The following is a 25,037-nucleotide window of genomic DNA, read 5'->3' as shown; positions in this document are numbered from 1 at the left end:
TTGCGGAGTCTCGGCGGCCGAAGCCGGATCCCCGCGCCATCCCGACTATCCACCGGCCGGGACGAAAAAATTCGCGGCCGGTCGCCGGGCCGGATCCGGCCCGCGCGCCCCCACGCAGAGTTCGATACGGGACCGAATCCGGCACAATCCCCGGAGTTCACCGCCCGCAGCGCCGATCCACGCCGAACCCGATACGCAGGCACGCAGAATCCCATGCGCCGACCGGGTTCACCCACGCAGAGTTCGATACGCGGGCGCGCAGAGTTCGATGCGCACCCGCGCAGAGTTCGATACGCGAACACCCGCCAAGCCCCTTCTGCCACAGGGATTTCGGCGTCCCCATATAACTCTCTGAAATGACTCTCTGAGAATCTGTTACTGATACCTTTCCTAAGAGCCCCGGAGCCGTTCGGAAGAACGAACACATGCCCGGCCAAGGCTTTTTCATGGGAATTTTCCAAAGGAAGACACCGTCTCTCCCGCCTCCGTCCCCAGCCTGACGGGTTGGCCCGCAATCCGCTAAGGGAGGCGCGGCGAGGCCTGATGCGGAGGAATGGGGTGAGGATCGAGGATCTGCTGGCGCTGATGGCGCAGTTGCGCGACCCGGAGACCGGCTGCGCCTGGGACGTGGCCCAGGATTTTTCCAGCATCGCGCCCTACACGGTGGAGGAAGCCTACGAGGTGGTCGACGCCATCGCCCGCGGCGACGCGGAGGACCTGCGCGACGAGCTCGGCGACCTCCTCCTTCAGGTGGTCTTCCACGCCCGCATCGCCGAGGAGGCCGGGCTCTTCGCCTTCCCGGACGTGGTCCGGGCCGTGATGGAGAAAATGGTCCGGCGCCATCCGCACGTCTTCGCGCCGGACGGCGCCCTCCTGCCCCCAGGCTCGCCCCGACGCGACCCGGTGGCCGTGGCCGCCCAGTGGGCGGCGATCAAGGCCGAGGAGCGCCGGACGAAGCCGGCCCGGGAATCGGGACCGCTGGCGGGCATCCCCCTGCCCCTGCCGGCCCTGACGCGGGCGGAGAAGCTCTCGGCCCGGGCCGCCACCTACGGCTTCGACTGGACCGACCCGGACCAAGTGGTGCTGAAGGTGCGCGAGGAGATCGACGAAGTCGCGGATGCCATGGCCCACGGCACGCGGGCGGCAGTGGCGGAGGAGCTCGGCGATCTGCTGTTCTCGGTGGCCAACCTCGCCCGCCATCTCGGGATCGATCCGGAATATTCCCTTCGAGAAGGGAATATGAAGTTCGAGCGACGCTTCGACGCCATGGCGGCGACCCTCGAGGCGCAAGGCACCGGCCTCGCCGAGAGCGACCTCGACGCGATGGAAGCCGCCTGGCGGGCGGTCAAGATTTCGGAGAAGGGCTGCAAGATTTCGGAGAGGAACTGACCGCGGGCGCTTCGGCGGCGCGACGCCGGAACGGCCAGTCGATGAGCCCGCCGGCATAGAGGGCCCACCAGACGAAGACCGGCTGAAACGCCAGCCGGGGGCCGTGATACCACCAGCTGTCGGGCAGTCCCGGCACGACGATGCCCTCCAGCGCGTGCTTGAGGTTGGCCGGGAAGACGCCGACCGCGTAGAGGGCCAACCCGATCCCGGCCCAGCGCCGGGTCGGGCCCCAGGCGAGTCCGAGGACCCCGGCGAGTTCGCACAGGCCGGTGGCGATCACCACCAAGCGGGGCTCCGGCACCCAGTCCGGCATGATCGGCAGGAAGGCGTCGGCGGCGGCGAGATGCAGGATTCCGATGACGCCGTAGGCCGCCATCAGGGGCAGGCGCCAGCGGAACCGGGAATGCGCTCTCATGCGGCGAACGCGTCGCGCAGATCGGCCACGAGGGCCTTCACCATCGGATGCGCCGGGCTCGCATAGGCGGCCTCGCCGATCGCCGTCACCGGAGCGAGGCCCCGCAGGGAATTGGTCACGAACACCGCTGCGGCGCACCGGAGCGCGTCGCGGTCGAGGCTGCGTTCGGCGACGGACAAGCCGAGCCGCGGCGCACGGACCGAGAGGATCTCGGCGCGCAGGATGCCGGGCAGCACGCCGTCCGAGAGGGGCGGGGTGACGAGGGTGGCGTCGATCACCGCGAACAGGTTGCCCGTCCCGGCGCAGGCGACGTGCCCCCGCGTGTTCCGGAACAGGGCCTCGTCGAAGCCGGCGGCCCGGGCCGCGCCGGCGGCCAGAACCGCGTCGAGGTAGCCGAGCGTCTTCAGGGTCGCGGCGGGCGAGGTCTCGTTGCGGCGGATCTCCGTGGGGTGGAGGGTGAGGGGTGCGAAGGCCAGGGCCGGCCCCACCGGGGCGGCGCTCGCCCACAGCACCGGCCGGGGCTCGGCCGGGGGGCCGAGCCCGCGCGGCCCGGAGCCCCGGGTCACGGTGGTGCGGATCGCCGCCAGGGGATGGGCCCGGCCCGCCGCTTCGGCGAGCCCCCGCATGGCCTCTCGGATGCGCTCGGGCGCAACGGGAAAGCCCAGCGTCGCGGTGGCGGCGGCGAGACGGCGGACATGCGCGGCTTCGAACACGATGCGGCCGTGCCGGGCCAGCGCGGTGTCGAACACCCCGTCTCCGAGGGTCAGGCCCCGGTCGGCGAGGTCGAAGGGCACCGGCCCGTTCGTGAGGCCGCCGTCAAACCACAGCATCGGTCTTGGCCCGCAGGTCGTGGTCGGCGCGCCAGTCGCGGGCGAGGCGCAGGAAGTTGGCGAAGACGGCGTGGCCGTTCTCGGTCAGCACCGATTCCGGGTGGAACTGCACGCCCCAGGTCGGGTGGCTCCGGTGCGACAGGGCCATCACCTCCCCCTCGGTGGAGACCGCGTCGATGCTGAGGCGGTCGGCCATGCCGGGCTCCGGCGCCACGATGAGCGAGTGGTAGCGCCCGACCTGCATCGGGTCGGGCAGGCCGGCGAACAGCCCGGCCCCGTCGTGCCGGATCGGCGTCGCCTGCCCGTGCAGGGGGCGCCCGGCCCGCGCGACCCGGCCGCCGAAGGCCGCGCCGATGGCCTGGTGGCCGAGGCAGACGCCGAGCAGCGGCACCGCGCCGGAGAGTTCCCGGATGGCGGGCATCGAGATCCCGGCCTCCGCCGGGGTGCAGGGGCCGGGCGAGATCACGATCGCCTGGGGGCTAAGGGCGCGGATGCCGGCGACGTCGAGGGCGTCGTTGCGCGCCACCCGCACGGTCTCCCCAAGCTCCTCGAAGTAGCGCACCACGTTGAAGACGAAGCTGTCGTAGTTGTCGATGACGAGGATCACGGCACCCTCCCCGCCCCGGCAGCGGGCTCGAAGGCACCGGGTTTGAGCCCGTCGGGCTCGAAGGCCTGGAACACCCGGGCGGCCTTGGTCAGGGTCTCCTCGTATTCCGGGCCCGGCTCGGACAGCAGGGTGACGCCGCCGCCGGCCTGGAGCACGGCCCGCTTCCGGTCCATGAACACGGTGCGGATGGCGATCGACGTGTCGAGGTCGCCGGTGAAGTCGAGGGCGCCGATGGCGCCGCAATAGAGCTCGCGCGCGTCGCCCTCGATCTCCGTGATGATGTCCATGGCGCGCAGCTTCGGCGCGCCGGTGATCGAGCCGCCCGGGAAGGTGGCGGCGATCAGGTCGAGGGCGTCCAGGTCCGCTTTCAGGGTTCCGGTGACCACCGAGACCAGATGGTGGACCGAGGCGTAGGATTCGAGGCCGCACAGCACCGGCACCCGAACGCTGTGGGGCTCGCAGATGCGCGAGAGGTCGTTGCGCAGGAGGTCGACGATCATGATGTTCTCGGCCCGCTCCTTGGCGTTGGCCTGCAGCGCCTCGCCCAGGCGCGCATCGGCGGCCGGGTCGGCCACGCGCCGCACCGTGCCCTTGATCGGCCGGGTCTCGATCGCCCGCCCGCTGAGCTTGAGGAAGCGCTCGGGACTGCTCGAGGCGATGCGCAGGGTGTCGAAGTCGAGATAGGCGCCGAAGGTCGCCGGGTTGGTGGCGCGCAGGCGCCGGTAGAGGCCGAACGGGTCGAAGCCGGCCGGCAGGTCGGCCTCGAAGCGCTGGGCGATGTTGGCCTGGTAGATGTCGCCGGCGCGGATGTAGTCGCGCACGCGCTCCACCGCCGCCTCGTAGTCGGCGCGGGTGAAGTTCGAGCGCCAGGCGAGCGGCCCCTGCGCGGCCGGCTCCGGACTCGGCCGGGCCTCGGCCAGGAGCGCGCCGAACTGCGCCAGCCGGGCCCGGGCCCGGGCCTCGCGCGCCGCCGGCTCGGTCTCGGGAAAGCCGGTGGCGAGGAGGCGGCAGCGCCCGCTGCCGTGGTCGATGCTCAGCACCGTGTCGTAGAGGTTGAAGGCGATGTCGTCGCAGAGGCCCGCCCGCCGGGCCGGGGGCGCCACCCGCTCCAGCGTCGCGCCGAGGTCGTAGGCGACGTAGCCGATGGCACCGCCCGCGAAGGCCGGGAGATCGGGGTCTCGTGCCCGGCGGTAGGGCGCGAGGCAGGCGCGTAGCGCCTCCAGGCCGGAGCCCGGCACGGGACGTCCGTCCAGCGTCGCTCGGCCGTCGCGAAACCGGAAGCGCCCGAACGGGTCCGCCGCCAGGGTCGAGCTCCGCCCCAGGGTGTCGTGGTGCATGGCGCTGTCGAGGAAGGCGAGCCCCGGCAGGGCGGCCAGGGCCTCGGCCGCCGCGACGGATTCGACGAACGGGATATCAGCAATCCACATGACGACTCGAAGGTTTCAGGGCGGCGACGGACCGATGTTCCCGGCCTGCCGAAGCATTGGGGCCGAAGCATCCGTCGCGGCCTGCGGTATCATGCACAGGTGGCATGCGCGACGGCGCGGCAAAAGCGCGATCCGCGCATGGCTCGGACCCGCCCGGCTCGCCTAGACGGGCGAATCCCGTTATAGGGCTGTCAACCTTTTTGTCCCGCCCTCCCCCGATTCCAAGGCCGGTCCGGTTCCCGCAGCCGCGCCGGCCCGACGAGCATCCATGACCGCATCCCCCTTGTCCTCGACTCCCGCCGAGACGGCGCCGAAAAGCGCCCCGAAGATCTCCTTCGTCTCCCTCGGCTGCCCCAAGGCGCTGGTGGATTCCGAGCGCATCCTCACGCACCTGCGCGCCGAGGGCTACGAACTCGCCCGGCGGCATGACGGCGCGGACGTCGTCATCGTCAACACCTGCGGGTTTCTCGATTCGGCCAAGGCCGAGTCGCTCTCGGCGATCGGCGAGGCCATGGCGGAGAACGGCCGCGTCATCGTGACCGGCTGCATGGGCGCCCAGCCGGACGAGATCCGCGAGAAGTATCCGAACCTGCTCGCGGTCACCGGTCCCCAGGCCTACGAATCGGTGGTGGCGGCGGTGCACGAGGCGGTGCCCCCGGCCCACGACCCGTTCCTCGACCTCGTGCCGCCGCAGGGGGTGAAGCTCACCCCGCGCCACTACGCCTACCTGAAGATTTCCGAGGGCTGCAACAACCGCTGCACGTTCTGCATCATCCCGTCCTTACGCGGAGACCTCGTCAGCCGACCGGCCGGCGACGTGCTGCGCGAGGCCGAGAAGCTGGTGAAGGCCGGCGTCAAGGAACTGCTGGTGGTCTCGCAGGACACGAGCGCCTACGGCGTCGACATCCGCTACGCCGCGAGCCCCTGGCGCGACCGGGAGGTGCGGGCCAAATTCTACGATCTGTCCGCCGAACTCGGAGAACTCGGGGCCTGGGTGCGGATGCACTACGTCTACCCCTACCCGCACGTGGACGAGGTCATCCCCCTGATGGCCGAGGGCAAGATCCTGCCCTATCTCGACATGCCGCTCCAGCACGCGAGCCCCTCGGTGCTCCGCCGCATGCGCCGGCCCGGCAACCAGGAACGCCAGCTGGAGCGCATCCGGCGCTGGCGCGAGATCTGCCCGGACCTCGCCATCCGCTCGACCTTCATCGTGGGCTTTCCCGGCGAGACCGAGGCCGAGTTCGAGGAACTGCTCGCCTGGATCCGGGAGGCCAGGCTCGAGCGCGTCGGCTGCTTCGAGTTCGAGCCGGTCAGGGGGGCGGTCGCCAACGACCTCGGGGATCTCGTGCCGCCCGAGGTGAAGGCCGAGCGCAAGCGCCGTTTCATGGAGGCGCAGCAGGGTGTCTCCGCCCGCCTGCAGAAGGCCCGCATCGGCAAGCGCCTGCCCGTGATCATCGACGCGGCCGACGGCACCGTCGCCAAGGGCCGCTCGAAATACGACGCCCCCGAGATCGACGGGACCGTGCATGTCACCGCGCGCCGGCCCCTGCGGGTCGGCGACATCGTCACCGTGAAGATCGAGCGCGCCGATGCGTACGATCTCTATGGGAGCGCGGTGTAGGCCATACTCCAACTCCGGATGAACCCAGGTATCGGCCCGGACTTGAAGGCGTCGGACGCTTAAGCTTGTCCGTTATGGGATGGGCTTGCCGAGGTACTTGGCGACATCCTTGACCATCGGACCAACTGCCTTCACGGCAGCACGCAACTGCGCTTCGGTGACGCCGAACTTCCGGCACCACCACGTGACCTCCCAGGCCTCGTTGACGTTGATACGCTGGCGGTCTGCAGGTCCGCGTTGATCGAGATCATCAGCCATTTTATCTACCTCAGGTTTGCGAGATGTAAATCGCAAACCTGAGGTAAATTTCAAGGGTGTGTCGGCCAGTTGAGGTTGCGTTGGCTACCCGCCTCCGATCGCCTCGCTCGTGATCCGCCCGACGCCGCTCGCCCGCATGTCGGCCCAGGCCCGCGCCACCAAGCCGTCCCGGTCGATCCCCCGCACGGCATCCGCGACCACCAGCGCCTCGAACCCCGCCGCCCGCGCGTCGAGGGCGCTCCAGGCGACGCAGTAATCGGTGGCGAGGCCGCACAGGACCACCCGGGTGAAGCCGCGCTCGCGCAGGTAGCCGGCCAGCCCCGTGGGCGTGCGCCGGTCGGCCTCCAGGAAGGCCGAGTAGCTGTCGACTTGGCGGTGGTGGCCCTTGCGGATCACCAGTTCGGCGCGATCCGCGTCCAGGGCCGGCGATAGGTCGGCCCCGGGGCTGCCCTGCACGCAATGCTCCGGCCACAGCACCTGCGGGCCGTAGGCCAGGGGCACGGTGTCGAAGGGCGCCCGGCCGGGATGGCTCGTGGCGAAGGAGACGTGCCCCGGCGGGTGCCAGTCCTGCGTCAGCACCGCGTGCGGGAACAGCCCGAGGAGGCGGTTGACCGGCGCGACCACGGCGTCGCCGTCGGGCACGGCGAGCGCCCCGCCGGGCAGGAAGTCCGCCTGCACGTCGATGACGAGGAGGACGTCCCGCGCGCCCGGGATCACGGCATCCTCCGATCCCGGAAGTGCCGGATCCTGGGATGTCCGGATCACGGGATCATCACCGTGGCGCCGGTGGTCTTGCGGGCGGCGAGATCCCGGTGGACCTGCTGCGCGTCTGCGAGCCTGGCCGTGCTGTGAACCGGGATCTTCACGGCGCCGCTCGCCACCACCGAGAACAGGTTCCGGGCCATGGCGTCGAGGGTCTCCCGCTTGCTCGCATGGGCGAAGAGCGAGGGGCGGGTGGCGTAGAGCGAGCCCTTCTGGCCGAGCAGCGCCAGGCTGAAATCGTCCACCGGGCCGGAGGCCGAGCCGAAGCTGACGAACAGGCCCAGCGGGCTGATGCAGTCGAGGGAGGCCGGGAAGGTGTCCTTGCCGACGCCGTCATAGACCACCGGCACGCCCTTGCCGCCGGTGATCTCCTTGACCCGGGCGGCGAAATCCTCGTCGCGATAGAGGATGACGTGGTCGCAGCCGTTGGCGCGCGCGAGTTCGGCTTTTTCTTGGGAGCCGACGGTGCCGATCACCGTGGCGCCGAGGTGCTTGGCCCATTGGCAGGCGATGAGGCCGACGCCGCCCGCGGCGGCGTGGAACAGGATGGTGTCGCCGGGCTTCACCGCGTAGGTCCGGTGCAGCAGGTACTCGGCGGTGAGGCCCTTGAGCATCATCGCGGCGGCGGTCTTGTCGTCGACGTCGTCGGCGAGGTGCACGGCGGCGCTCGCCTCGATCACCGCCTCCTCCGCATAGGTGCTGGCGGCCGAGCCGTAGGCCACCCGCTCGCCGACCCGGAACTCGGTGACGCCCTGCCCGACCGCCACGACCTCGCCGGCGCCCTCCTTGCCGGGGGTGAAGGGCAGCTGCGGCGCCTTGTAGGCGCCCGAACGGAAGTAGATGTCGATGAAGTTCACGCCGATGGCGGTCTGCCGGACCCGGATCTGGCCGGGGCCCGGGGCCGGCAGCGTCACGTCCTCGTAGCGCATCACCTCGGGGCCGCCGTATTCGTGAACCTGGATCGCCTTCGGCATCGTGTCGTTCCTCTCTATGGGTCGTCTCGCGGTCTTCGCGCCTTCGGCCGTCTTCTTCCGCCCGTCTTCGACGCGGCCGACGCGGGTCCACCGGCCGCGATCTTGAGCGACTTAGACGGACCCGGCCGGCCGGCAATGCCGCAAGCTCTCATCCCGCGCCCGCCGCGCCATGTGCGGCGGCGCACCGGCCCGGCCTCCGCGCACGCTGGAGCGCGCCCGGATTGCGTCCGCGGCGCCTGCATGATTAACGCAGGTTATCCGGTGCGGCCGCGTCGCGCGCTACGCCGCGAGACCGCCGACCCGGCCCGGCCGGGGCGACTCGGGCATGAAGGCGGATCGGCTCGATGGATGAGATCGTGTGGATACGGCCCGCCGGCTACGACCCCGCCGTCCAGCCGGGCACGATCCTGCGCCCGGATAGATGTACAACTGAAAAATAGCTAGATATCATGTGCTTAGCGAAAACGACCGCTTTGCGGAAGCACTACGGAAGCAACTGCTGTGACTGGGAAGAATTTTCTGGCTTTCCTTGACGCGGAGTGATCGGCGGGTGCTGACCGACTGCTCAGAGCAGCGTCGCAAGACCGGCAGGCTCCAAGGAAGCGGGTCTTGAGTTCATCCCCAAGAACTGAGGCGGTGTCGGTGTGTGGTTCAGGGATCGAGACCGCGAACCTGGGTAGGCGGTCCCGATTTGAAGCCGCCGGGATTGAGGCCCTTTGCCTAGGCGGTAACGGGTCTGTCGCATTCTCCGTCAGAGCCAAGTTGCGTATCGGCTCAGCGTGAGATGCACGACCCTACCCCGCCGGTTCCGTGAGCAGATCGGACGGCGGGGGCAGGCTTGGCCTATACCCAAGCGTGGTGGCGACCTGCGGCGCCGGTCAGGCTAACCGCGTTACGACCGCTAGGGCGCAAATCAGGATGGTGCTGACGAGTACGAGTTCCAGGCGCGTCATGGGCGTCTGAAATCACGACCCACGCCGCCAGGCGATAGCCTACAGCAAGGCTCACAGGATCGTGAGCCGAGCGCATTTGACCCTATGGCGTGAGCGAGATGCCTCCCCTATCCCGTCCGGCCCTGCATCATCCGCCGGACCCCATGTCAGCCTCACCGAAGCCCAAGCTCGTTCCCGCCGATCCGCAGATCTGGCGGCAAGCCTTCCTCGACCTCCGGCCGAGCGTGTCGCCCTGCCCAGGCCTGACGGGCGCGAACTGGATCGCGACGCACGAGGCCGCTGTAGATTTCCTCGACCGGCACGCCGATCAAGCCGTGGCGCTTGGATGGACGACCCTGGAAATCTGGGGCGTCCATCCTGAGGCAGGCACCATCCGTCCCGACTTCTGCGGAGCCCTGGTGCTCAGCGGCGAAAAGGTCTCCGCGGTGCATGAGGACCGAATTGCCTTCGAGCGGACGACCTACCGCCGCGACACCCCCGGCCGGCCCAGCGGCGCGGTGCCGCTGTGGTTGTTCGGCCGATAGGTTTTCCACCGTTGATCCTGTCTTCGATTTAGCACAATCTGTGAGTGTGCAGCCTGGATCATCTGCCCATGCCCGAGGCACCACCGGCATCAGTCAGCGATGTCGCCCCCATCGTCAGGATCGGGGCGCACGCGGCGGCCATTGGGGAGATCGCTGACGCCTTGGGTCAGGAGATGATCAGGACCCTGGTCCGAGCCCTGCTCCTTGAGGTCGGCCGGGAGACCGCTCGGCACATCGCCGAGGGCCGCCCGGACAAGGTCGAGATCTGAGATGCCTGACCCCCTCCGCCACCGCCCAACGCCCGATGAGACCGAACATCAGCGGCGCCGGCATAGGGACCTGCTGATGCGCGTCGCGATCGTTCTGCTCTGCATGGTGGTATCGATTGTGGCCATCGACAGCTTCGTTGCCTGGATGAGAGGCTGACCCGACGGGTGCCGCATGGCCGACTGCGGGCACATTGACGCGCTCTGAGAGCGCCAGCAGGCTTTCACGCCATCGGCGCGCTCTAGCGTGCTATCCGGCGGCATGCCTCGCTGGTTCTTTCTCCTCTGCTCCTTCGCCCTCGGCCTGTCCGTCGCCGGTGGCGTGCTGATCCTCCTGCGGTCGCCGACCCCGGTCGAGCAGCCTTCGAACTGAGCCCCTGGCCACGGCCTTGCCGCTTCGATTAGGCGTGCGCCGTTGGCAACTCCGTGACTTGCGTGGTGTAGCGCGGGCTGCGCATTTCGAACTTCGTCGACCAGGTTCGCTTCTTGGTGAGCCCCGCCCGGGCCGGCACGACGGCGCCCCGACCGAAGCGGGCGTTGCAGGCGTCCATGGCTGCCATCAGCGGCGCGCTGCGCTCGCGGTGCGTCCTCAAGCAGCGTCAGGTCGGTCGTGACGACGCCGGCCTTGCTGTAGCGCCACGGCCGGTCGCCAGGCGCCTCGCGCCAGGTTCGCGCCACGCCAGCCTGCGCTGCCTTGATCAGCGCCATCGTGTCGTTCGTGGCCTCCGGTAGCGTTACGGTCGTCGAGACCGAGCGCATCGGGTCGCCGCGGTCATGCTCGCTCGTGTGGTAGAAAACCGAAACATGCGTGGTCCCAAGGCCGACGCGCCAGAGCTTCTCGCCGAGCCGCGTCGCATGGGCGGCCCCAGCCCCCATAGGGACGGCCTTAATTTAGGTGCCGCCCATTCCACCGTCGTATGCTATGCGTCGGGTATATTGAACGATGCGGACAGCGGAGCTTGATCATACATTCAGGATCAGTTCCGCAGATGCGCCGGCCCCGGCTTGCGCTCATTTAAAATTGCGCGCCGTGCGATTTGCGGCTTCGAAGCGATACTGTGGCTGCGCGAGGGCCTCGGCTTTGCTGGCACGTGGATCGTCCGCGATCAGACCCACATGCTCAGGATTGTCTTCGGACCTCCCTGGCGAACAAAGCATGAAGATAGAACCGCAGAGGTCGTTCCACGTCTCTGATTCGAGTTCACTGTACGCCCATACAGCGAGGATTACCCCCTTTACAGCACTGGACGGCTTGACGCACCGAGCTTTCGCCAATCAAGCTGTCGCAGCTTGATAGCTTGCGTAAGTTGTCGACCACCGACGAGGCCAACTCCAAACCGGCGATGCATTAACTTTAAATTTCGGCCACTGATTGGGGGCACACCGTTCTGATTGCCCAGGTCGATCATACGGGCAATTCGACATCGTGTGCGCAACTCTAAATTGAATACCGAACTTGATCAGGTATCGGAGCCTTGTATGAGCGGCAGATTGAACGCGTTACTTCAGGGAATATTTTCGCCCGAAACGCCAGTCTATCAGGGTCGGGAGCAGATCCTCTCGCAGTTCGAAAGCCTGGGCGGTAACTGTGAATTTGGACTGGCACAGCGTTATTCCGGCCTGGAACCCCTAGGCCTGTTCCGATTCACGTCTTCGGAGCTGCCAGAGCTCATTCGAGGCCTCGACACGGACTTTGCTGATTACGGCCGGATGGGCGACCTTGAGCTGTTCGACGGCCCCGAAGGCCATATCTTTTGCCGGAGCCGATCCTTCAGCTACACCTACAACACGCTACGACTATCGGCGGCGACGGATTTTGAGGCGGCACTGGCTCAGGAATATCAAAAAGTCGACTACCTGAAGCGTCGTTTCCTCGAGGAGTTGCGCGAGGGGAACAAGGTTTTCGTGCGCAGCGGCAATCCTTCGGGCGACTCAGTCGGCATCCTCGTGCAGGCACTGCGGCGCCATGGACCAGCGCGGCTGCTGTGGGTGAGCGAGGCAGGCGGTGCCCACGCGGCATGCGATGCGCGCCAGATCGCAGACGGGGTGGTCGAGGGTTTTATGGAACGGTCACGACGCTTCGACATCGCCGCATCGGTGCCGCTTCGCGACTGGATCGACTTGTGCGGCAGGGCCTACGCCTTGCTGCACGGCGAGGCCAATCCGAAGCTCGAGGATCCTGAGCCGCTCGACCTGTCGAACGGCCTGCCCAGGGAGCCGGTTCGGCATGAGGCGGGACCGGAAGGCAGGATCGTCGCCGCGCGGGTCGCGCGGGACCTGACGACGAGTGCGATGCACACCTTCTCGGCCTGGGTCTGGCTTACGAAGGACTTTGACGGCGTACGCGTCGGCGCAGACTTTCGTCCCATCCGGTACGGCTATCAGGAAGCAGACCCGTCGATCCGTGAGCAGTGGCAACTTGTCTGGGCCTCATGCAAGCCGCGAAAGCGGGACAAAGAGGTGGAGATTCTCCTCATCTGCGAAACAGCAGTGAACCAAGCGCTTTGGTCTGCGGACTGGCGGCTCGAGACCGGGCCCCTGCCGAGCGACCGAGCCCCACCGGCCCCGCCCCAGCCGGCCCGGTAGCGCCGCGCCGCGCGGGATCACCGCCGTCTGGAGCTTGCCTGGGGCCAATTCATCTAATCCCGAACGTCCGTTGAGGCCGGTGTGTGCGCCGTAGTCCCGCCCGCGGGGGCGAACCCGAACGTGAAAGCCAGATGCCTTTGGAAAGACGCCTCGCGGCCAAGCGTCCTTACGGGCATCATTGATGAGCAGACAGGAATACTGAAACCATGATGCGTTTTCTGCGGACGAGGAATAAGCGCGTGGAGGTTCATCTCTGGCCCTCGCCACCGGCTCAGGACTGGCTCGCGACGAGCACAACCCTTCGCGCCTTGGCGTTGCGATGGGACAGGTACGAAGCGTCCGACCTCGACGAACACGTTAACGAACACGACGACATGTTCGATAGGGCGGACGGCGACCTCGCGACCTACAGGCATGTGGGCCGCTCCGCCCTGCAGATCATCACTGAGGCGATGGTCGCCTCTGGGCGGACGGACTTCGAAGATGTTCTCGACCTGCCCTGCGGCGGCGGACGGGTGACCCGGCACCTGCGCCCGTTTTTCCCAGAAAGCAATCTGTTCGTCGCCGACATCGACAAGGTCAAGGAATCCGCTGTCGCCGAGCAGTTCAAGGCAACCCCTTTCGCTTTCCCAACCGACTACATGAGCCATCCATCTCAATCGTTCGACCTAATCTTCTCCGGATCGTTACTGACCCATTTCGACATCGAAATGTTCAGGCGCGCGCTGGATTACTTCGTTGCCGCTCTCAAGCCGAAAGGTATCGCTGTCCTGACCCTGCATGGTCGCGGCATGGCCAGCCACTCTCTGGAACCCACAGCCTTAGCGCGACTTCTGGAGAATAAGGACGCCTTTCTGAAGCATTTTAAGACGCTGAAGCGCAGACCGTCGCTCAACATCGACCCCGAGACCGCCATCAAGCGCGACTTCGTAGAGGCAGGCTTCGGATACTTCGCGATGCCGAGTTGGACCGAGACCTACAAGCAGAGCTACGGCGGATCCTATTCCTCTCCAGCGTGGATCATGGGTGAGATCCAGAGCCGAGCCGATTGTGCGATCCTCGGCTACAAGGAGATGAGCTATGGACAATCGCAGGACGCCCTACTTCTACAGAGAATCTGACTTGCCGCATCGCGAGGTCGCGCGCCTGCTGCCAAGGCAGGCCGACGAGGTCGAACGGGCATGTTGTAAGCTTGGACGAAAGGCGTAGAGGAGCCTCAGCCGTCATGCTTTCCCGCTTTGTTCGGCTGAGGATGTCATTGCCGGTCAAAGCTTACCCTCTAGGTGTTACCATTCGCTGTCCTCTTTGCCAAATTTGATGCCGTCACATGTCAATAGGACGAGACCCTTAAGACCCGCTTATTTCGGCTTATCCGATGTTATGTATACCACAGATAAATACCGAAAATTACCTGTTAATCTCACTTAATAATCTTAGTCTGCTATGTCGGAACAGAGGAGCGGCAATTCCTATTTCTTAAAAACGGGCTCGGAGGCTTGAGATTGGAGATAGCCTAAGCGCATTCTCGGTCTGAGTTTCGAAGGATAGCTGGCGCATCGGACATAAAGGGCGCAGGGCTCATCTCAAAACGCCAATTTACTGATCGAACTCCCTCCTCACCTGCACCGACCACGACCAAGCCGACAAAAATCTTGTCGAACGGTTTTGGAATGAGCGCCGATACCCAGACAAATTGCCAAGCATCTCGGATCAATAGGTCCGCGTAGCGCCAGGACAGACGCAGGTGTCCAATAGCAGGCCGAACCTCGCTTCCTTCAAAACCAATTGGGATCCAGATCCACGCCGAAAGAACATAGACCTCCTCTCGATCGAAGGTGCCAACCGCGTGCTGGTAGCCGAAGACCTCAAGGCCAACCTGGGCGTTTCCAGGTACCGAAGCACCGCTGCCGCCCCGATGAACCCGGGCGCGACGATGCCTCCAAGGCAGCAAGTTCGGCGGCTTCGGAAGTGCGCTCACCGGCTCCAGGCCGCGGATGAGCCGATCGGCATTCGTGCAGATCAGCAGCCAGGATCGAAGATCCAAGTCCGCGGCTCGCTCATAGGGGGCAAAGCGCCGAACCACGCCATGCAGAAGCCCGTCGCCTTCCCATTCCACGTGCCCGGGGGTGACCTCTGCTTCGGAGGCCGTCACGTGCAGGAGCGTGGTCCGGCCATGGCGGCGGAGCGCCCGGATGAGGCGTTCCCTAGCCTGGCCAGTGTTCGCTGGATCGCCTTTTCGCACGACGATCTTATTGCCGCTGGCGAGATCCTCCAGCAACCTTCTCTTGAGATAAGCGACTTTTTTGTATTCTCTCCGAATGATCTTATCCGGGCCTTCGTCCGAGCCCGTTCTGTGAACGATATAGGGAAAGCCGAAGTGGCGGCTTCGGCAATAGGTCACGTCGTCGGAGCCGGTATGGAGTTCGAGATCGCCACTCTGGCCGTAATCCTGGAAGTCCGTATCAAGCCCATGGATGAGCTTGTCCAAATCCGAAAAAACAAATCGCAGTAGGCCAAGGGGCTCCGCGCCGCAGTAGCGTTGAACAAGCCCGAATTCGCAGTTGTCGCCGAAGCTCTCAAATTGTTTGAGAAGATCCGAGGGGCGTGGATCGTGCCGCTGGTTGCCGAAGCGTAGCGCGTTCAGTCGATCCGAAGCCATCGCTCTCAAGTGCCTGAGGTATTGCGACATGTACCTGGTCTCATACGGCACTAGCTTTGGGATTGTGCGTCGGACAAACGGTTTCGATAGTCGGACTATCTATCCTCTGGCGATCTCAATCGGGCCACCCTCCGGGACATAGCTGTCTAGGTTGAGACAATACCGCGATCCGTCCGGAGCTTCGGCGATCTCCGTAAAGCCGAGGTTCTCGTAATGCTTTGCGACGATGCCGTTCTTCGCGCTCGGGCGATAACAGCCGATCAGGTGTCGGATGCCCTGCTTGATCGCCACCTGCACCAGGACCTCGAGCATCGCCGCCTCGACCCGGCGTCCGAGCACTCGGCAGCTCATGAGCCAGTTCTCAATCGTAAGGGTGTCTGACGCACTCCGACGCGCCACGATGACCCCGATCATTCCATTGTCCCCGAAGCGGTCCACCAGACGAAACTGCAACCCGATGACCTCCGGGTCATCCATCAGCATGCGGGCTTCGGCGTCGGTCGTACGCCGGGTCGTCAGATTGAACTGATTGGTCTTATTGATCAGCTGTACGATCCGGTTGAGCCCAACATCATCGAACAGCCGCCAGGACAACGTCATGGCGAGGCTGGCAAGATAGGCGGGTAGGTTGGCCGCCTGCGCCACGTCGGCGCTCCGTTCGGTATTGCTCCTGTAGTAGGACGCCCTGGCGCGGTCTTCGGCCGTCACCGACAGGGCCTCGAAATATCCCGCCGATGCGATCAGTGGCGCGTAGAGGGCGGGGTCTTCCGGCAGTTCGGGGACGGCAACCATCGGCAATTCCGCACGGACCAGTTCGCGCTCGAAAGGATTGTCGTCGACGAAGACCAGCGCATCGAGACCGATACCGAGGGCTGAAGCCACGCGGCGGAGATTTTGGGCCTTGTCGTCCCAGTTGGCGAAGAACACCGCGATATCCTCCCGCCGGAGGACCATCTCGGGGTGATCCCGGAAGACCGCAAGGGCATTCGCCTCGTCGTTCTTCGACACGATGGCGAGGATGATCCCGCGCATGGATAAATCCCGCGCATAAGCCTGGAAGTTCACATAGGCTTCGCCCTCAGCGCTTCCCTGTCCGAGAACGATCCCACCAAGGCCGTCGTCTCCGACAACCCCGCCCCACAGGGTGTTGTCCAGATCGAGCACAAGACACTTTTTCGAAAGTCCCTGATCCGCGGCCATCGCGCGAGCGACGAGGTCACCGTATAGGGGAGCCGCTTGAGGAGCGATTTCTTGCTTGGCACGAAACCACCAGACCGGATCGTACCAGCCGTGGAGTCCCTGCCGAACAACCTGATCGTCCACCGCAACGAGAGCGACGCGCGCGGCACGCGCGGTGTCGCGGAGCGCGACGTTCAGTCGGGCGATCGCGTGGTGGGATGACCCCGCGAGGTGATGCTCGTTACCGCCGACTAAGGGCAGAGCGACGGGCATGATGGTCTGCTGAAGGACGAGCCCTGAGAAACGATCCTGTACCAATGCCCAGAGGGCACGCAGTCGTTCCAGCGTTTGCGCGTGGAAAGCGTCCGCGGTCTCCCAGGATGCGCTCACCGGAAGTGCGCCAACCAAGTGCTGGGCGTCGAAGCTGAAGAGCACGACGTCCGGGGCGAAAGCGTACAAGGCAGACGCCGGGTCGAGAAGCTCCTGGTGGTAGGCGCCGAATGCGGCCTCGTAGGTTTCGACCCAGATGCCTCGGCGAAGGGCGCCTACGCGGATCGCCGGCAGGAGGTGGGACACCGTCGACGATGAGAGGACGGCGAGACGCAGCGGCCGCGTCGTGAGTGAACCGGGCCGAACGTGCGGAAAGACCTTGGCGCGGATCCGGTCGAGCTGGTTTGTCTGCGAAGCACTGAGTCGAGTGTTTGCGAGGGCAACGAGGCTGCTCCAGGGATCCGCATCGGTCTCGATCCGAGCGACCGCCTCTTTCCAACCCTCGCAGGGCGGAAGCCAGTCGAGCGAACTGGACGTCACGGAGCGCTTCCGGTCTTCTGTGCGATGAGCCTCACAAAATCGGCGACCCTTGCCATACCGTCGACGTCGCGGGTGGTAAAGCGGATGCCGAACTCAGTCTCGGCCGCGACGATCAGTTCGATCATGCGCCCAGAATCCCAACCGCTAATGTCGCTAGATTTCGTGTCGGGCGTGATCACTAGGGAAGGGTCGGCGAATACCTCACGAAAGATTTCGCCGAGCTGAGGATAGATCGCATCCGGTTGCATGTCATTCCACGAGGATCGATTGCATCTCTCGTTCTCATATCACCCTCTCTGACAAATCCCAGCCACTGGCTGCCGATTCGTCACGTCGGATCCGCCGGCAAAGATACAGCTTTGAATCTCCCGTGAATCGGATACGAAAACTCTGGACTATTCAGCGGTGATCCGGAACGAGAACGCCAAGTTTGCTGGTTCGAGACCGGTTTTTTGAGCAAGGCGCTGTTGATTAAGCTAGAGAGGCGCAATCGATTATTTCTGCTCCTTCGAGCCACATTGCGACGGCGTCTAGCGTGCCAAAGGTGTGATCAATCTTGCTGAATGGGTGTGGACGCCTCTCCTGCGGCGGATCATCAAGCAACTCGGCATGCCAGACAGGGAAGGCTCTGTCCGCAGGATCCTCACGCACCACACTGCCAACGATGACGTCATCGAGGACGAGATCGTAGCTTCCTGGAGCGAGGCGAAGGAGCCGGTAGGTCATCCTTAATCCCTCAGGCCGTGGTCTTAACGGCACCAGACGACGAACCGAACAGGCCGGCGTTCGCCAGGGGCTTGCCCGATAGCAAGGCCTGCGCCCGGTTGTTCTGAGCGTTGACCGCAAAGCCGTTCAGAACCGCACCGAAGGCATCGCCGATCGGGCTGTAGCCCTGCGGGGCCGACAGGGCGCCCGCGCGCGCCGCCGCAGACTGCGTCGCCTGCGTGGCGTCGCCCGTGGCGTTGAGCGTCGAGATCAGGTTGCCGCGGGCGTCCTCGACGCTGGAGCGGGCCTGGTTGGCGAAGCTCTGACCCTGGTCGGCGATGCCGAGGCGCTGCGTGTCGTAGGTCTTCTGCAGCTCGGCGTTCTGGTAGGCCTGCGCCGACGAGTTGAGGTTGCCGTCCCGCGCGAGGGCGTAGGTCAGGGTCTTTTGCGCCTTGCCGTACTGATCGTCGAGCTGCGGCAACGCGAAGTTCAGGTAGTTCGTCCGCTGCTTCTCGAAGTAGGGGTCGTCGAACTGGCTGAAGGTGTCGTTGACCTGCTGCGTGCCCGCGCGCACAGTCGCCTGACGCGCCGCCTCGTCCGCCTTGGCCTGATTGGCCGCCTTGCTGGCGCCGCCGTCCTTCTTGCTCATGTCGGTTGCTTTTCAGTTCAACAGGGTGTTGGCCGACGGCTGGGCCGCCAGTGGAACGGGAGGCCGCGTGGGGGTGCCGCGCACGAGTTCGATGCTCGCGCAGATGCTGTCGAGATCGTTCGCCACGATGCGCACGCTCAAGCGGGTGAGCTCGACTTCGGAGCTTTCCCGATAGGAAATCCCGACGGGCTCGGCCCAGGCGCAGGCAAGGACGTAGAGGGCTTCCACGCCCTTCATCAGGCGATCCTCAGAGAACAGAGCCGGCAGGTGCGGACGGAGGATGGGTTCGGCGCGCAACAGCGCATCGGTGATCTCGCGCCGTGTCTCGGGAGTGAGCACCCCTTCGCCGAAGTGGCGGTGAACCAGAGCGTAGCCTTCTGCGAACGGGAAGACAGGATCCGGCTCGGACGCGACGCGCTCGAAGGCGCGGAGGATACGGGCGGCGACGGGCGGGTCGTGAGGCATGGTTGACCCTTCAGAGCTCGGAATACGGAAAGGGGAGTATCCGGCACGCCTCGTCCTGAGACTGTTCGGGCAGCGGCGGCAGCAACACGTTGAGCGCCACGCCAGGCGCCCGCTCGGCCACGGTATTCCAGCGCCGCATATTCCCGACGTCGGCGCGGAAGCAGGTCAGGGCGATTGCACAAGCGCCCGGAGGATCGATACGCTGCCGGTCGTCTGCTGGTGAGGCAATGCAATGAACGAAGCCGTGCGCAGCCCGATAGCCGAGGACGATCTGCTCTGTAGGGTAGTAGCCGATCAGCAGGCGTTCGCTGACGAGCCGCGCGGCGCGGAGAGTGCCGTCGAAGGCCCGTCGATCTGAAGGCGACAGCGCGTCGCTTCGTCCAAGGCTGAGAAGACCATCCAGGAAAAGCTCGAGGTTCCAGACGTGCCGCTCTCGGGTGACTTCGGGTCTGGCAGCGCCTCGACCGAAGCCGAGATAGTGGCCTGGAGGGATCAGCGGTTTGGGGCTGGCTCTCACGATCGGTATCCCGCGGCTCATCGAACCTGACGCCGCATCGGGCGCACGACCCGCGTAGAGCAGGCTTGGTTCGGTGTTTGAGCTTCACGCTCCGCGGCGTCATCGCCTCGGAGAACGGATGTGGCTGCCCGAGTGCCACAATCGATCGGGACACCAGCAAGGTAGCGCAGATGCACGAGGACGACAACGGTTTTCTGCTCTCTCGCAAGATTATCTCGGGCAGATCAGCGGCGCTTCGGCGGGTGAGCAAATAATATCGATGGGAAAGGTTCTTCCGACAACTTGTCGGAAAGGTTTGTGGACCCGAATTTTCCCCGCGACCCATGGCGGCGTTTCGGGCGCTCGGGTGGGTGGGTGGGGCGGGGGTGCACCCACCACCGACCGCCCCCGGCCCTCGATCAGAAGGCCGCGTGCCAGGACAGTCCTCTTAGGACTGTCTAACAATAACAAGCACATACACTTAGGCCGAAGGTTGGGCGCACGGTGGGCGCAACTGCCCAAAACGGCCCTCCGAACCAGCCACATGAGCCCCGGAAATTCCCTGGTTGCGGAAAAAGCGGCCCAAGTGCGCTTGCCCGGTTGACCTTCCGACAACTTGTACCTTACTTTGATGGCGGGCCTAGAAAACCCACATCACCAGCCGTCCCCCGCAACATCCGGTTAGGTTGCGGATCGACCAACGGTCCAGGGTCCTCACGTGCATGTCCAAGGCGCAAGCCCAAAGACGTGAGGGCCGTCTGGTGCGGTTTTCTAGCCCTGGACTGTCGCATGCCGCCTAGAAAACGGCTCACCAGGAAAACCCACCGATGGCACGCACCAGCGAAGCCGCGTTCATGGCCTACTACGAGGCCCTGCCGCACGAATTGCAGGCCCTCCGCATGTTCTTCCGGGCGGCCACAGAATACCATCAGACACACCAGCCGACCGTTTCGGCGTCTGTCCAAGAGCGCCGCTGGGCTCGGTCGGAGTTAGAGGGCCCTGCCTACGCCCGCATTGCTCCGGAGCCGGTACTAGTCCGCTGTGACAAGATCTTAGCTGCTGATCGGGTGAAGCGTATCGCTCGCATCCGCGAGCGTCGACACCCGAGACCGGAACCTGTTTTACGTCTCGACCTTAACGCCGGCGGTGCTGATGTCATCGCCTTCAAGCCTCGAACCTCGAGCGCAGAACAACAGGCCGTTTCGGCTTAGCGAACGACATGACTGGCGCCAATACAAGGTTCCGTTATTAATCAGGGCGCCCGGAAGGGCGCCCGTTTTTGTCTGATGTTGTCTGATGATTGATCAGACAAACACATCGGTTGACAGACGTGAGATTTTAATTTGATTTCCATGCGCCCATTTTGAGGTGCACCATGATCCTTCCTAAATTGAAGCGCCATGACAACGTCCACTGGGTGAAAGACCGTCGATCCGCTCGAGCCAGCACCGGGCGCAGCGATGTGCGCGGCGCGGTCTTGTTCTACGCCGACTGGCTCAAGCTCAACGTCGACCTGCTTGCCTCGCCGAAACGCTTCACGAAAGCGCCGCGGCAGCCTCAGAAGGTGCAGGCGGCGGAATGAACTCCTCCCTCAACATCCGAACCGAGGCGGAAGTAGCGGCCGAGCTCAAATGCTCCGTCGCGAAGATCCGGAAGCTCCGGGCCGCGGGACGCCTGGCTTACATCCCGGGCCGGCCCGTGCTGATCCTCAACGAAGCCTTCCTGAAGCTACAGCGCGAGGAGGCGGAGATCGCCTACGCGCGGTGGGAGAAGCGGAAACGCAAGAAGCGAAACACCAAGCCGCCGAACCCGAACGAGGACCCTCATGCCGAGATCCGACGGCGTGCCACACTTGCCTGGTTGCGACACCGGGGGCCTGAGGTCATGCGCCGATTGGCCAAGCCGACCCGCTAGCAGGCAGGCGCACTCTCGGGAGCCGCGGCAAGGCACCGGTGTACGGAACCCTTGCCGATCCCGAGCTGTGCGGCGATGGCGCTCATGCTCAATCCTGTCGCCGCCAGGGCCTTGATCTCCGCAGACCTAGCCCGCGCCGTGGGCTTGCGCCCTTTGTAGGCGCCTTCGCCCTTCGCCTTCGCGATACCCTCTCGCTGGCGCTCCAGCATCATCTCTCGCTCAAACTGCGCAACGCCGGCCATCACGTTGAGCATGAGCTTGCCGGTGGGTGTTGCGGTATCGATCTTCAGGTTCTCGATCCGGAGAGCCACGCCCTTGGCTTCCAGGCCAACGATGATGTTGCCGAGGTGCGTGACCGAGCGCGCGAGGCGATCCAGCTTCGTGACCACGAGCGTGTCGCCCGAGCGGACGAATTCCAGGGCGGCGTCGAGCACCTTGCGAGGCGCCACCGAGGAGACCTGCTCCTGAAACACCTTCTCGCACCCAAGCGCGGTGAGATCTCGGATCTGGGCATCAAGACCGGCTTCCTGCTCCAGGGTCGAGGTGCGAGCATAGCCGACGAGCATGGGGGCGTTCCGTTCCACTAGGTTCTTGGACATAGTGTCTGGGCTCGTTCCGAAATGCAATCCTATTCTTTTGGGACTGGACTGACGCGAGCTTGGAACGTTCCACGGGGGCATGCCCTAATGGACCGAGAGGACCGGCGAGCCGAATGCATGGCCACGGGTAAAGACCGCAATGAGTGATTTGCAGACGCTGCAACCTACCAAAAAACAGATCGCAAGCCTGATCCGTCCAAGCGCATCGGCAAGGGTGTGCTCATACCCATGCTCAGGCCGATATGAACCTTTATCGCTCCCCTCGGCTTGAAGGGCATGTCTCAGCGGCCAAACTCACCGTATGCCCTCGTCGCGGACGACGATTTCCTTGTCCGGATGGATGCGGAAACGATTTTGGAGGATGCAGGCTTCCACGCCCTATCGGCAGCGAACGGCGTCGAGGCGATCAAGCTGCTCGAGGACTACGCGGACCTGATTGTGCTGCTGTTCACGGATGTCGAGATGCCGGGCGGTCCTGATGGCTTCGAGGTGGCGCGCACAACCGCAAGGCGCTGGCCTGACATTTCCATCGTGGTCGCGTCGGGTGGCGTCAAACCTGGGGTTGACGATCTACCCGACGGTGCGGTCTTCCTCGACAAACCCTTCAGCGCCCAGATGGTCCACGACCACATCGACAAAATCCTGCCAGACGGTCGAAAGCCCGAACCATTGAAAGCACGTCAGCGGTAGACGCGACAAAAGCCTACACAGTGTCAAGAATGGGCGCGCCTTTGCGAGACCGCCCCATAGAGAAAAGCTCCGACCGAACAGGGGCTATCATTCGAAGACATCCTGCTCGGCCTCCTCGTCCAGGGCTGCCAGCACCTGGCGTGCCTGCTCTGCCCTGGCGACGAGCTCGGCGCGCGTCATGGTGCTCGGCGCCTTCTCGTCGCTGTCGTCCTCGCCAGCGCCCTCGAAGATCCCGCTCATGCGGCAGATCAGGTTGGCGGCGTCGATGCGCTCGGACGGACGGGCTTTGTCGTTCCTGCAGGTATGAAGGACCGCCTCGAAGGCCGCAGGGAGGCCTTCAGTGCGTGCCCGGCCGCGGATCTGCTTCAGGACGTCCGAGTTCACTGCTGCGGGTCTGGGTCGTGCCATGGTCGTTCTCCTACGCAAAGACACCGATGCGGTCGCGGATCGCGCGCTCGGCAGTGGGGGGCTTGGATCTGCGGACCTTCGGTGGCGCGGGCGGCTCCTGCAGGAGCGCCTGGAGCCACTGGGCAGCGTCGCGGTCCTGGCGCCGGCGCTGGCGCTTCCCAGGGCTGCCAGGGGCGTGTGAGGCCTGCCAGGCGTCGTAGCGGGCGCGCTGCTCGGGCGTCATGTCCTCGACCCGGGCGATCGCCTTCCAACGCCGACGCTGCTTGTAGGCGTCACTCCGCGGCTTGCCGGTGGGCGTACCGCCGGGGAAAGCCGGCGTGTGCCACCCGGTCGGGCCCGCGCCCTTCGGTGTAGCCCCGCCGTGCAGGCGGCAACGGGTTCGGCCGCGCATGGGCAGGCACTGGCAGGGCTCGCCGGTCGACTTCCGCTTCGCTCCACACCGGGGCAGCAGGTACCGGGTCTCGTGGTGCTTCAGGATCGCAGCCCGAGCGATAGCGCGCCACTCGGGCGACGTGTTCCAGCCAGGGTGTGAGCAAGCGTGGCGCGGCATGGCCCCTCAGAAAGCGTAAACCTCGTGAGGTATCTTAATACCACATGCCGCTTTCAGCGAACAGAGCGCTAAACGAACCACACCCTCCTCCAGTCTGGCGGACCCAAAGCCCTGAGGGAGGAGGCCGAGCCTTGGGCGGGCCGAAGGCCGGCCTCTCCCTTTAGGGTAGGACTTTGCGGGGTGTACTTTGCGGGACCGTGCGGCGGTTACGGTCAATCTCAATAAACCCTGTGAAATCAGTAGTTTATAGCGTCCCGGACAGATTGTCAGAAGCCACTTTGCGGGACATTGCGGGGCTCTGCAGATGTGAACCCGCAAAGTACTTTGCGGTCAATGATTTCAATGACTTAACTAGGGGTATTGCGGGTTGACGAGGTCACTTTGCGGGATCGGTCGGGGTACTTTGCAGGTCAGTTTGGCGTGAGGTACCTTAGAGGCTGTTATGAACCGCCCGCCAGTTGAGCGGCCTGTTTGAGCATGAGGCAGACGAAAGCAACGATGTGGAGATCTGCGAGCGTACTGGGATAGCGCTCGTAGTCTTTGACGAGGCGGCGGAAGCGGGTTGCCCAGGCGAAGGAGCGCTCGACCACCCAGCGTCGCGGCAGAAGGACGAAGCCGCGCTTGGCCTCGGGCAGTTTGACGACCTCCAGTTCGATTCCGTGGGTGCGGGCGGCCTTGGCTGGCTTCTCGCCGGTGTAGCCTTGGTCGACATAGGCGAGATCGACGGTGTCCCCTGTGGCAGCCTGCACGGCCTTAGCCAGACGCCCCACCTGGGCGCGGTCGTCGGCATCGGCGGGGGTGACGTGCAGGGCCAGGAGGTGGCCCAGGGTGTCGACGGCCAGATGGACCTTCGAACCCTTCTTGCGCTTGGCGCCATCGTAGCCGGCCCGTTCGCCGCTCTCGGGCGTCGAGCGCAGGGTCCGGCTGTCGAAGATGGCCGCGCTCGGCTCGGGGGATCGCCCGGAGGCCAGACGCAGCAACGCCCGCAGATCGTCGCCCAGTTGCTCGAAGCAGCCTGCCGCCAACCAGCGCTGCGCCTGCTGGTAGACCGCTTCCCAGGGCGGCAGGTCGTTGGGCATCCACCGCCATGGCGCGCCCGTCTTCACGACGTAACGCAGCCCGTTGAACACCTCGCGCAGGCTGTGCTCACGCTGCCCCGCATCCTCCCGCAGCAGCGTCAGATAGGGAGCGACCAGCGCCCATTCTTCATCGGAAACGTCGGACGGGTAGGCTTTGCGTGAAGAGGTCATGCCCCTTCATCTGGAATCAAGCCGTCATAGGTCCATAACAGCCTCTAG

At 65.1% G+C, this 25,037-nt stretch carries 27 protein-coding genes and 2 pseudogenes; 10 read left to right on the top strand and 19 right to left on the bottom strand.

The window, feature by feature from the left end; translation table 11 throughout:
- The first annotated feature begins 543 nt into the window (after positions 1–543).
- Positions 544–1,389 (top strand): nucleoside triphosphate pyrophosphohydrolase, encoded by an 846-nt coding sequence (gene mazG / locus ACLBWX_RS10255; protein WP_447676963.1) that lies wholly within the window; start codon positions 544–546, stop codon positions 1,387–1,389.
- Here mazG and ACLBWX_RS10250 read toward each other — a convergent pair.
- Genes ACLBWX_RS10250 through pabB form a run of 4 tightly spaced genes read right to left on the bottom strand, consistent with a single transcriptional unit; the run spans position 1,346 to position 4,668 of the window.
- The gene (locus ACLBWX_RS10250; RefSeq protein ID WP_447676962.1) at positions 1,346–1,804 is read right to left on the bottom strand and encodes a DoxX family protein; all 459 of its coding nucleotides are present in this window, start codon (positions 1,802–1,804) and stop codon (positions 1,346–1,348) included. The two genes, mazG and ACLBWX_RS10250, sit on opposite strands and share 44 nt — an antisense overlap.
- Positions 1,801–2,634 (bottom strand): aminotransferase class IV, encoded by an 834-nt coding sequence (locus ACLBWX_RS10245; protein WP_447676961.1) that lies wholly within the window; start codon positions 2,632–2,634, stop codon positions 1,801–1,803. The genes ACLBWX_RS10250 and ACLBWX_RS10245 overlap by 4 nt, the downstream gene beginning before the upstream one ends.
- Positions 2,621–3,241, bottom strand: a complete 621-nt coding sequence (locus tag ACLBWX_RS10240; protein ID WP_447676960.1) for an anthranilate synthase component II — start codon at positions 3,239–3,241, stop codon at positions 2,621–2,623. The genes ACLBWX_RS10245 and ACLBWX_RS10240 overlap by 14 nt, the downstream gene beginning before the upstream one ends.
- The gene (gene pabB / locus ACLBWX_RS10235; protein WP_447676959.1) at positions 3,238–4,668 is read right to left on the bottom strand and encodes an aminodeoxychorismate synthase component I; all 1,431 of its coding nucleotides are present in this window, start codon (positions 4,666–4,668) and stop codon (positions 3,238–3,240) included. Before pabB ends, ACLBWX_RS10240 begins: the two co-directional genes overlap by 4 nt.
- Positions 4,669–4,936: 268 nt before the next feature.
- Between pabB and rimO the strand changes: the two genes are divergently transcribed.
- Positions 4,937–6,292 carry a 30S ribosomal protein S12 methylthiotransferase RimO gene (rimO, locus tag ACLBWX_RS10230; RefSeq protein ID WP_447676958.1) on the top strand — a complete coding sequence of 452 codons (1,356 nt, stop codon included), beginning with the start codon at positions 4,937–4,939 and terminating at the stop codon, positions 6,290–6,292.
- Positions 6,293–6,364: 72 nt separating this feature from the next.
- Here rimO and ACLBWX_RS10225 read toward each other — a convergent pair whose 3' ends face one another.
- From ACLBWX_RS10225 to ACLBWX_RS10215, 3 genes are all read right to left on the bottom strand, one after another.
- Entirely contained in the window at positions 6,365–6,550 is a 186-nt protein-coding gene (locus ACLBWX_RS10225; protein ID WP_447676957.1) for a DUF3606 domain-containing protein, read from the bottom strand.
- 84 nt (positions 6,551–6,634) lie between these two features.
- Complete coding sequence (gene pncA, locus ACLBWX_RS10220) at positions 6,635–7,267, bottom strand: bifunctional nicotinamidase/pyrazinamidase (RefSeq protein WP_447677102.1); 633 nt, start codon at positions 7,265–7,267, stop codon at positions 6,635–6,637.
- Between the two features lie 44 nt (positions 7,268–7,311).
- Positions 7,312–8,286 (bottom strand): quinone oxidoreductase family protein, encoded by a 975-nt coding sequence (locus tag ACLBWX_RS10215; RefSeq protein WP_447676956.1) that lies wholly within the window; start codon positions 8,284–8,286, stop codon positions 7,312–7,314.
- Positions 8,287–9,337: 1,051 nt separating this feature from the next.
- Here ACLBWX_RS10215 and ACLBWX_RS10210 point away from each other — a divergent pair.
- Positions 9,338–9,763: a hypothetical protein gene (locus tag ACLBWX_RS10210; RefSeq protein WP_447677101.1), complete on the top strand. Its 426-nt coding sequence runs from the start codon at positions 9,338–9,340 to the stop codon at positions 9,761–9,763.
- A gap of 667 nt (positions 9,764–10,430) precedes the next feature.
- On the opposite strand, the pseudogene ACLBWX_RS10205 reads toward ACLBWX_RS10210, so the two are convergent.
- A pseudogene (locus ACLBWX_RS10205) lies at positions 10,431–10,899 on the bottom strand (DUF4113 domain-containing protein); the annotation flags it as partial.
- Positions 10,900–11,031: 132 nt separating this feature from the next.
- On the opposite strand from ACLBWX_RS10205, the pseudogene ACLBWX_RS10200 reads away from it, so the two are divergent.
- From ACLBWX_RS10200 to ACLBWX_RS10190, 3 genes and pseudogenes are all read left to right on the top strand, one after another.
- Positions 11,032–11,223: pseudogene (locus ACLBWX_RS10200) on the top strand (hypothetical protein); the annotation flags it as partial.
- Between the two features lie 285 nt (positions 11,224–11,508).
- Entirely contained in the window at positions 11,509–12,615 is a 1,107-nt protein-coding gene (locus ACLBWX_RS10195; RefSeq protein ID WP_056473132.1) for a hypothetical protein, read from the top strand.
- Positions 12,616–12,854: 239 nt separating this feature from the next.
- Positions 12,855–13,736, top strand: a complete 882-nt coding sequence (locus ACLBWX_RS10190; RefSeq protein WP_162240974.1) for a class I SAM-dependent methyltransferase — start codon at positions 12,855–12,857, stop codon at positions 13,734–13,736.
- Between the two features lie 392 nt (positions 13,737–14,128).
- Here the strand turns inward: ACLBWX_RS10190 and ACLBWX_RS10185 are convergent, their stop codons facing one another.
- From ACLBWX_RS10185 to ACLBWX_RS10155, 7 genes are all read right to left on the bottom strand, one after another.
- Positions 14,129–15,304 (bottom strand): hypothetical protein, encoded by a 1,176-nt coding sequence (locus tag ACLBWX_RS10185; protein WP_156652994.1) that lies wholly within the window; start codon positions 15,302–15,304, stop codon positions 14,129–14,131.
- Between the two features lie 69 nt (positions 15,305–15,373).
- Complete coding sequence (locus ACLBWX_RS10180; protein ID WP_447676955.1) at positions 15,374–17,263, bottom strand: HAD-IIIC family phosphatase; 1,890 nt, start codon at positions 17,261–17,263, stop codon at positions 15,374–15,376.
- Entirely contained in the window at positions 17,260–17,511 is a 252-nt protein-coding gene (locus ACLBWX_RS10175; protein ID WP_447676954.1) for an acyl carrier protein, read from the bottom strand. The genes ACLBWX_RS10180 and ACLBWX_RS10175 overlap by 4 nt, the downstream gene beginning before the upstream one ends.
- 223 nt (positions 17,512–17,734) lie before the next feature.
- Positions 17,735–17,989 carry a hypothetical protein gene (locus ACLBWX_RS10170; RefSeq protein ID WP_447676953.1) on the bottom strand — a complete coding sequence of 85 codons (255 nt, stop codon included), beginning with the start codon at positions 17,987–17,989 and terminating at the stop codon, positions 17,735–17,737.
- 10 nt (positions 17,990–17,999) lie between these two features.
- Positions 18,000–18,617 carry a hypothetical protein gene (locus tag ACLBWX_RS10165; RefSeq protein ID WP_447676952.1) on the bottom strand — a complete coding sequence of 206 codons (618 nt, stop codon included), beginning with the start codon at positions 18,615–18,617 and terminating at the stop codon, positions 18,000–18,002.
- 12 nt (positions 18,618–18,629) lie between these two features.
- Positions 18,630–19,082 (bottom strand): hypothetical protein, encoded by a 453-nt coding sequence (locus tag ACLBWX_RS10160; RefSeq protein ID WP_447676951.1) that lies wholly within the window; start codon positions 19,080–19,082, stop codon positions 18,630–18,632.
- Between the two features lie 10 nt (positions 19,083–19,092).
- The gene (locus ACLBWX_RS10155) at positions 19,093–19,599 is read right to left on the bottom strand and encodes a hypothetical protein (protein WP_447676950.1); all 507 of its coding nucleotides are present in this window, start codon (positions 19,597–19,599) and stop codon (positions 19,093–19,095) included.
- Positions 19,600–20,405: 806 nt separating this feature from the next.
- Here ACLBWX_RS10155 and ACLBWX_RS10150 point away from each other — a divergent pair.
- The 3 genes from ACLBWX_RS10150 to ACLBWX_RS10140 all read left to right on the top strand — a co-directional run bounded on the left by ACLBWX_RS10150 (position 20,406) and on the right by ACLBWX_RS10140 (position 21,492).
- Positions 20,406–20,789, top strand: coding sequence for a hypothetical protein (locus ACLBWX_RS10150; RefSeq protein ID WP_447676949.1), 384 nt, complete (start codon positions 20,406–20,408; stop codon positions 20,787–20,789).
- Between the two features lie 164 nt (positions 20,790–20,953).
- Positions 20,954–21,160 carry a hypothetical protein gene (locus ACLBWX_RS10145; protein ID WP_447676948.1) on the top strand — a complete coding sequence of 69 codons (207 nt, stop codon included), beginning with the start codon at positions 20,954–20,956 and terminating at the stop codon, positions 21,158–21,160.
- Positions 21,157–21,492: a hypothetical protein gene (locus tag ACLBWX_RS10140; RefSeq protein WP_447676947.1), complete on the top strand. Its 336-nt coding sequence runs from the start codon at positions 21,157–21,159 to the stop codon at positions 21,490–21,492. Before ACLBWX_RS10145 ends, ACLBWX_RS10140 begins: the two co-directional genes overlap by 4 nt.
- On the opposite strand, the gene ACLBWX_RS10135 is transcribed toward ACLBWX_RS10140, so the two are convergent.
- Entirely contained in the window at positions 21,489–22,058 is a 570-nt protein-coding gene (locus tag ACLBWX_RS10135; RefSeq protein ID WP_447676946.1) for a recombinase family protein, read from the bottom strand. The genes ACLBWX_RS10140 and ACLBWX_RS10135 overlap by 4 nt on opposite strands.
- 309 nt (positions 22,059–22,367) lie before the next feature.
- On the opposite strand from ACLBWX_RS10135, the gene ACLBWX_RS10130 reads away from it, so the two are divergent.
- Positions 22,368–22,781 carry a response regulator gene (locus ACLBWX_RS10130; protein WP_447676945.1) on the top strand — a complete coding sequence of 138 codons (414 nt, stop codon included), beginning with the start codon at positions 22,368–22,370 and terminating at the stop codon, positions 22,779–22,781.
- Between the two features lie 87 nt (positions 22,782–22,868).
- Here ACLBWX_RS10130 and ACLBWX_RS10125 read toward each other — a convergent pair whose 3' ends face one another.
- The 3 genes from ACLBWX_RS10125 to ACLBWX_RS10115 all read right to left on the bottom strand — a co-directional run bounded on the left by ACLBWX_RS10125 (position 22,869) and on the right by ACLBWX_RS10115 (position 24,989).
- Positions 22,869–23,189: a hypothetical protein gene (locus ACLBWX_RS10125; RefSeq protein ID WP_447676944.1), complete on the bottom strand. Its 321-nt coding sequence runs from the start codon at positions 23,187–23,189 to the stop codon at positions 22,869–22,871.
- 10 nt (positions 23,190–23,199) lie between these two features.
- Entirely contained in the window at positions 23,200–23,739 is a 540-nt protein-coding gene (locus ACLBWX_RS10120; RefSeq protein WP_447676943.1) for an HGGxSTG domain-containing protein, read from the bottom strand.
- A 440-nt stretch (positions 23,740–24,179) separates the two neighbouring features.
- Positions 24,180–24,989, bottom strand: a complete 810-nt coding sequence (locus ACLBWX_RS10115; RefSeq protein ID WP_447676942.1) for an IS5 family transposase — start codon at positions 24,987–24,989, stop codon at positions 24,180–24,182.
- Positions 24,990–25,037 lie beyond the last annotated feature (48 nt).

This window comes from Methylobacterium sp. M6A4_1b (genome assembly GCF_053345175.1).
Note: the sequence above shows the minus strand (reverse complement) of the source record. Positions and strands in the feature narration are given on the sequence as shown.

What these genes read in the sequence shown, in the direction of transcription:
- mazG (WP_447676963.1), top strand. Translation starts at nt 544, where the DNA reads ATGCGGAGGAATGGGGTGAGGATCGAGGATCTGCTGGCGCTGATGGCG.
- ACLBWX_RS10250 (WP_447676962.1), bottom strand. Translation starts at nt 1,804, where the DNA reads ATGAGAGCGCATTCCCGGTTCCGCTGGCGCCTGCCCCTGATGGCGGCC.
- ACLBWX_RS10245 (WP_447676961.1), bottom strand. Translation starts at nt 2,634, where the DNA reads ATGCTGTGGTTTGACGGCGGCCTCACGAACGGGCCGGTGCCCTTCGAC.
- pabB (WP_447676959.1), bottom strand. Translation starts at nt 4,668, where the DNA reads ATGTGGATTGCTGATATCCCGTTCGTCGAATCCGTCGCGGCGGCCGAG.
- rimO (WP_447676958.1), top strand. Translation starts at nt 4,937, where the DNA reads ATGACCGCATCCCCCTTGTCCTCGACTCCCGCCGAGACGGCGCCGAAA.
- ACLBWX_RS10225 (WP_447676957.1), bottom strand. Translation starts at nt 6,550, where the DNA reads ATGGCTGATGATCTCGATCAACGCGGACCTGCAGACCGCCAGCGTATC.
- ACLBWX_RS10215 (WP_447676956.1), bottom strand. Translation starts at nt 8,286, where the DNA reads ATGCCGAAGGCGATCCAGGTTCACGAATACGGCGGCCCCGAGGTGATG.
- ACLBWX_RS10210 (WP_447677101.1), top strand. Translation starts at nt 9,338, where the DNA reads ATGCCTCCCCTATCCCGTCCGGCCCTGCATCATCCGCCGGACCCCATG.
- ACLBWX_RS10195 (WP_056473132.1), top strand. Translation starts at nt 11,509, where the DNA reads ATGAGCGGCAGATTGAACGCGTTACTTCAGGGAATATTTTCGCCCGAA.
- ACLBWX_RS10185 (WP_156652994.1), bottom strand. Translation starts at nt 15,304, where the DNA reads ATGTCGCAATACCTCAGGCACTTGAGAGCGATGGCTTCGGATCGACTG.
- ACLBWX_RS10175 (WP_447676954.1), bottom strand. Translation starts at nt 17,511, where the DNA reads ATGCAACCGGATGCGATCTATCCTCAGCTCGGCGAAATCTTTCGTGAG.
- ACLBWX_RS10170 (WP_447676953.1), bottom strand. Translation starts at nt 17,989, where the DNA reads ATGACCTACCGGCTCCTTCGCCTCGCTCCAGGAAGCTACGATCTCGTC.
- ACLBWX_RS10165 (WP_447676952.1), bottom strand. Translation starts at nt 18,617, where the DNA reads ATGAGCAAGAAGGACGGCGGCGCCAGCAAGGCGGCCAATCAGGCCAAG.
- ACLBWX_RS10160 (WP_447676951.1), bottom strand. Translation starts at nt 19,082, where the DNA reads ATGCCTCACGACCCGCCCGTCGCCGCCCGTATCCTCCGCGCCTTCGAG.
- ACLBWX_RS10150 (WP_447676949.1), top strand. Translation starts at nt 20,406, where the DNA reads ATGGCACGCACCAGCGAAGCCGCGTTCATGGCCTACTACGAGGCCCTG.
- ACLBWX_RS10145 (WP_447676948.1), top strand. Translation starts at nt 20,954, where the DNA reads ATGATCCTTCCTAAATTGAAGCGCCATGACAACGTCCACTGGGTGAAA.
- ACLBWX_RS10140 (WP_447676947.1), top strand. Translation starts at nt 21,157, where the DNA reads ATGAACTCCTCCCTCAACATCCGAACCGAGGCGGAAGTAGCGGCCGAG.
- ACLBWX_RS10135 (WP_447676946.1), bottom strand. Translation starts at nt 22,058, where the DNA reads ATGCTCGTCGGCTATGCTCGCACCTCGACCCTGGAGCAGGAAGCCGGT.
- ACLBWX_RS10130 (WP_447676945.1), top strand. Translation starts at nt 22,368, where the DNA reads ATGTCTCAGCGGCCAAACTCACCGTATGCCCTCGTCGCGGACGACGAT.
- ACLBWX_RS10125 (WP_447676944.1), bottom strand. Translation starts at nt 23,189, where the DNA reads ATGGCACGACCCAGACCCGCAGCAGTGAACTCGGACGTCCTGAAGCAG.
- ACLBWX_RS10120 (WP_447676943.1), bottom strand. Translation starts at nt 23,739, where the DNA reads ATGCCGCGCCACGCTTGCTCACACCCTGGCTGGAACACGTCGCCCGAG.
- ACLBWX_RS10115 (WP_447676942.1), bottom strand. Translation starts at nt 24,989, where the DNA reads ATGACCTCTTCACGCAAAGCCTACCCGTCCGACGTTTCCGATGAAGAA.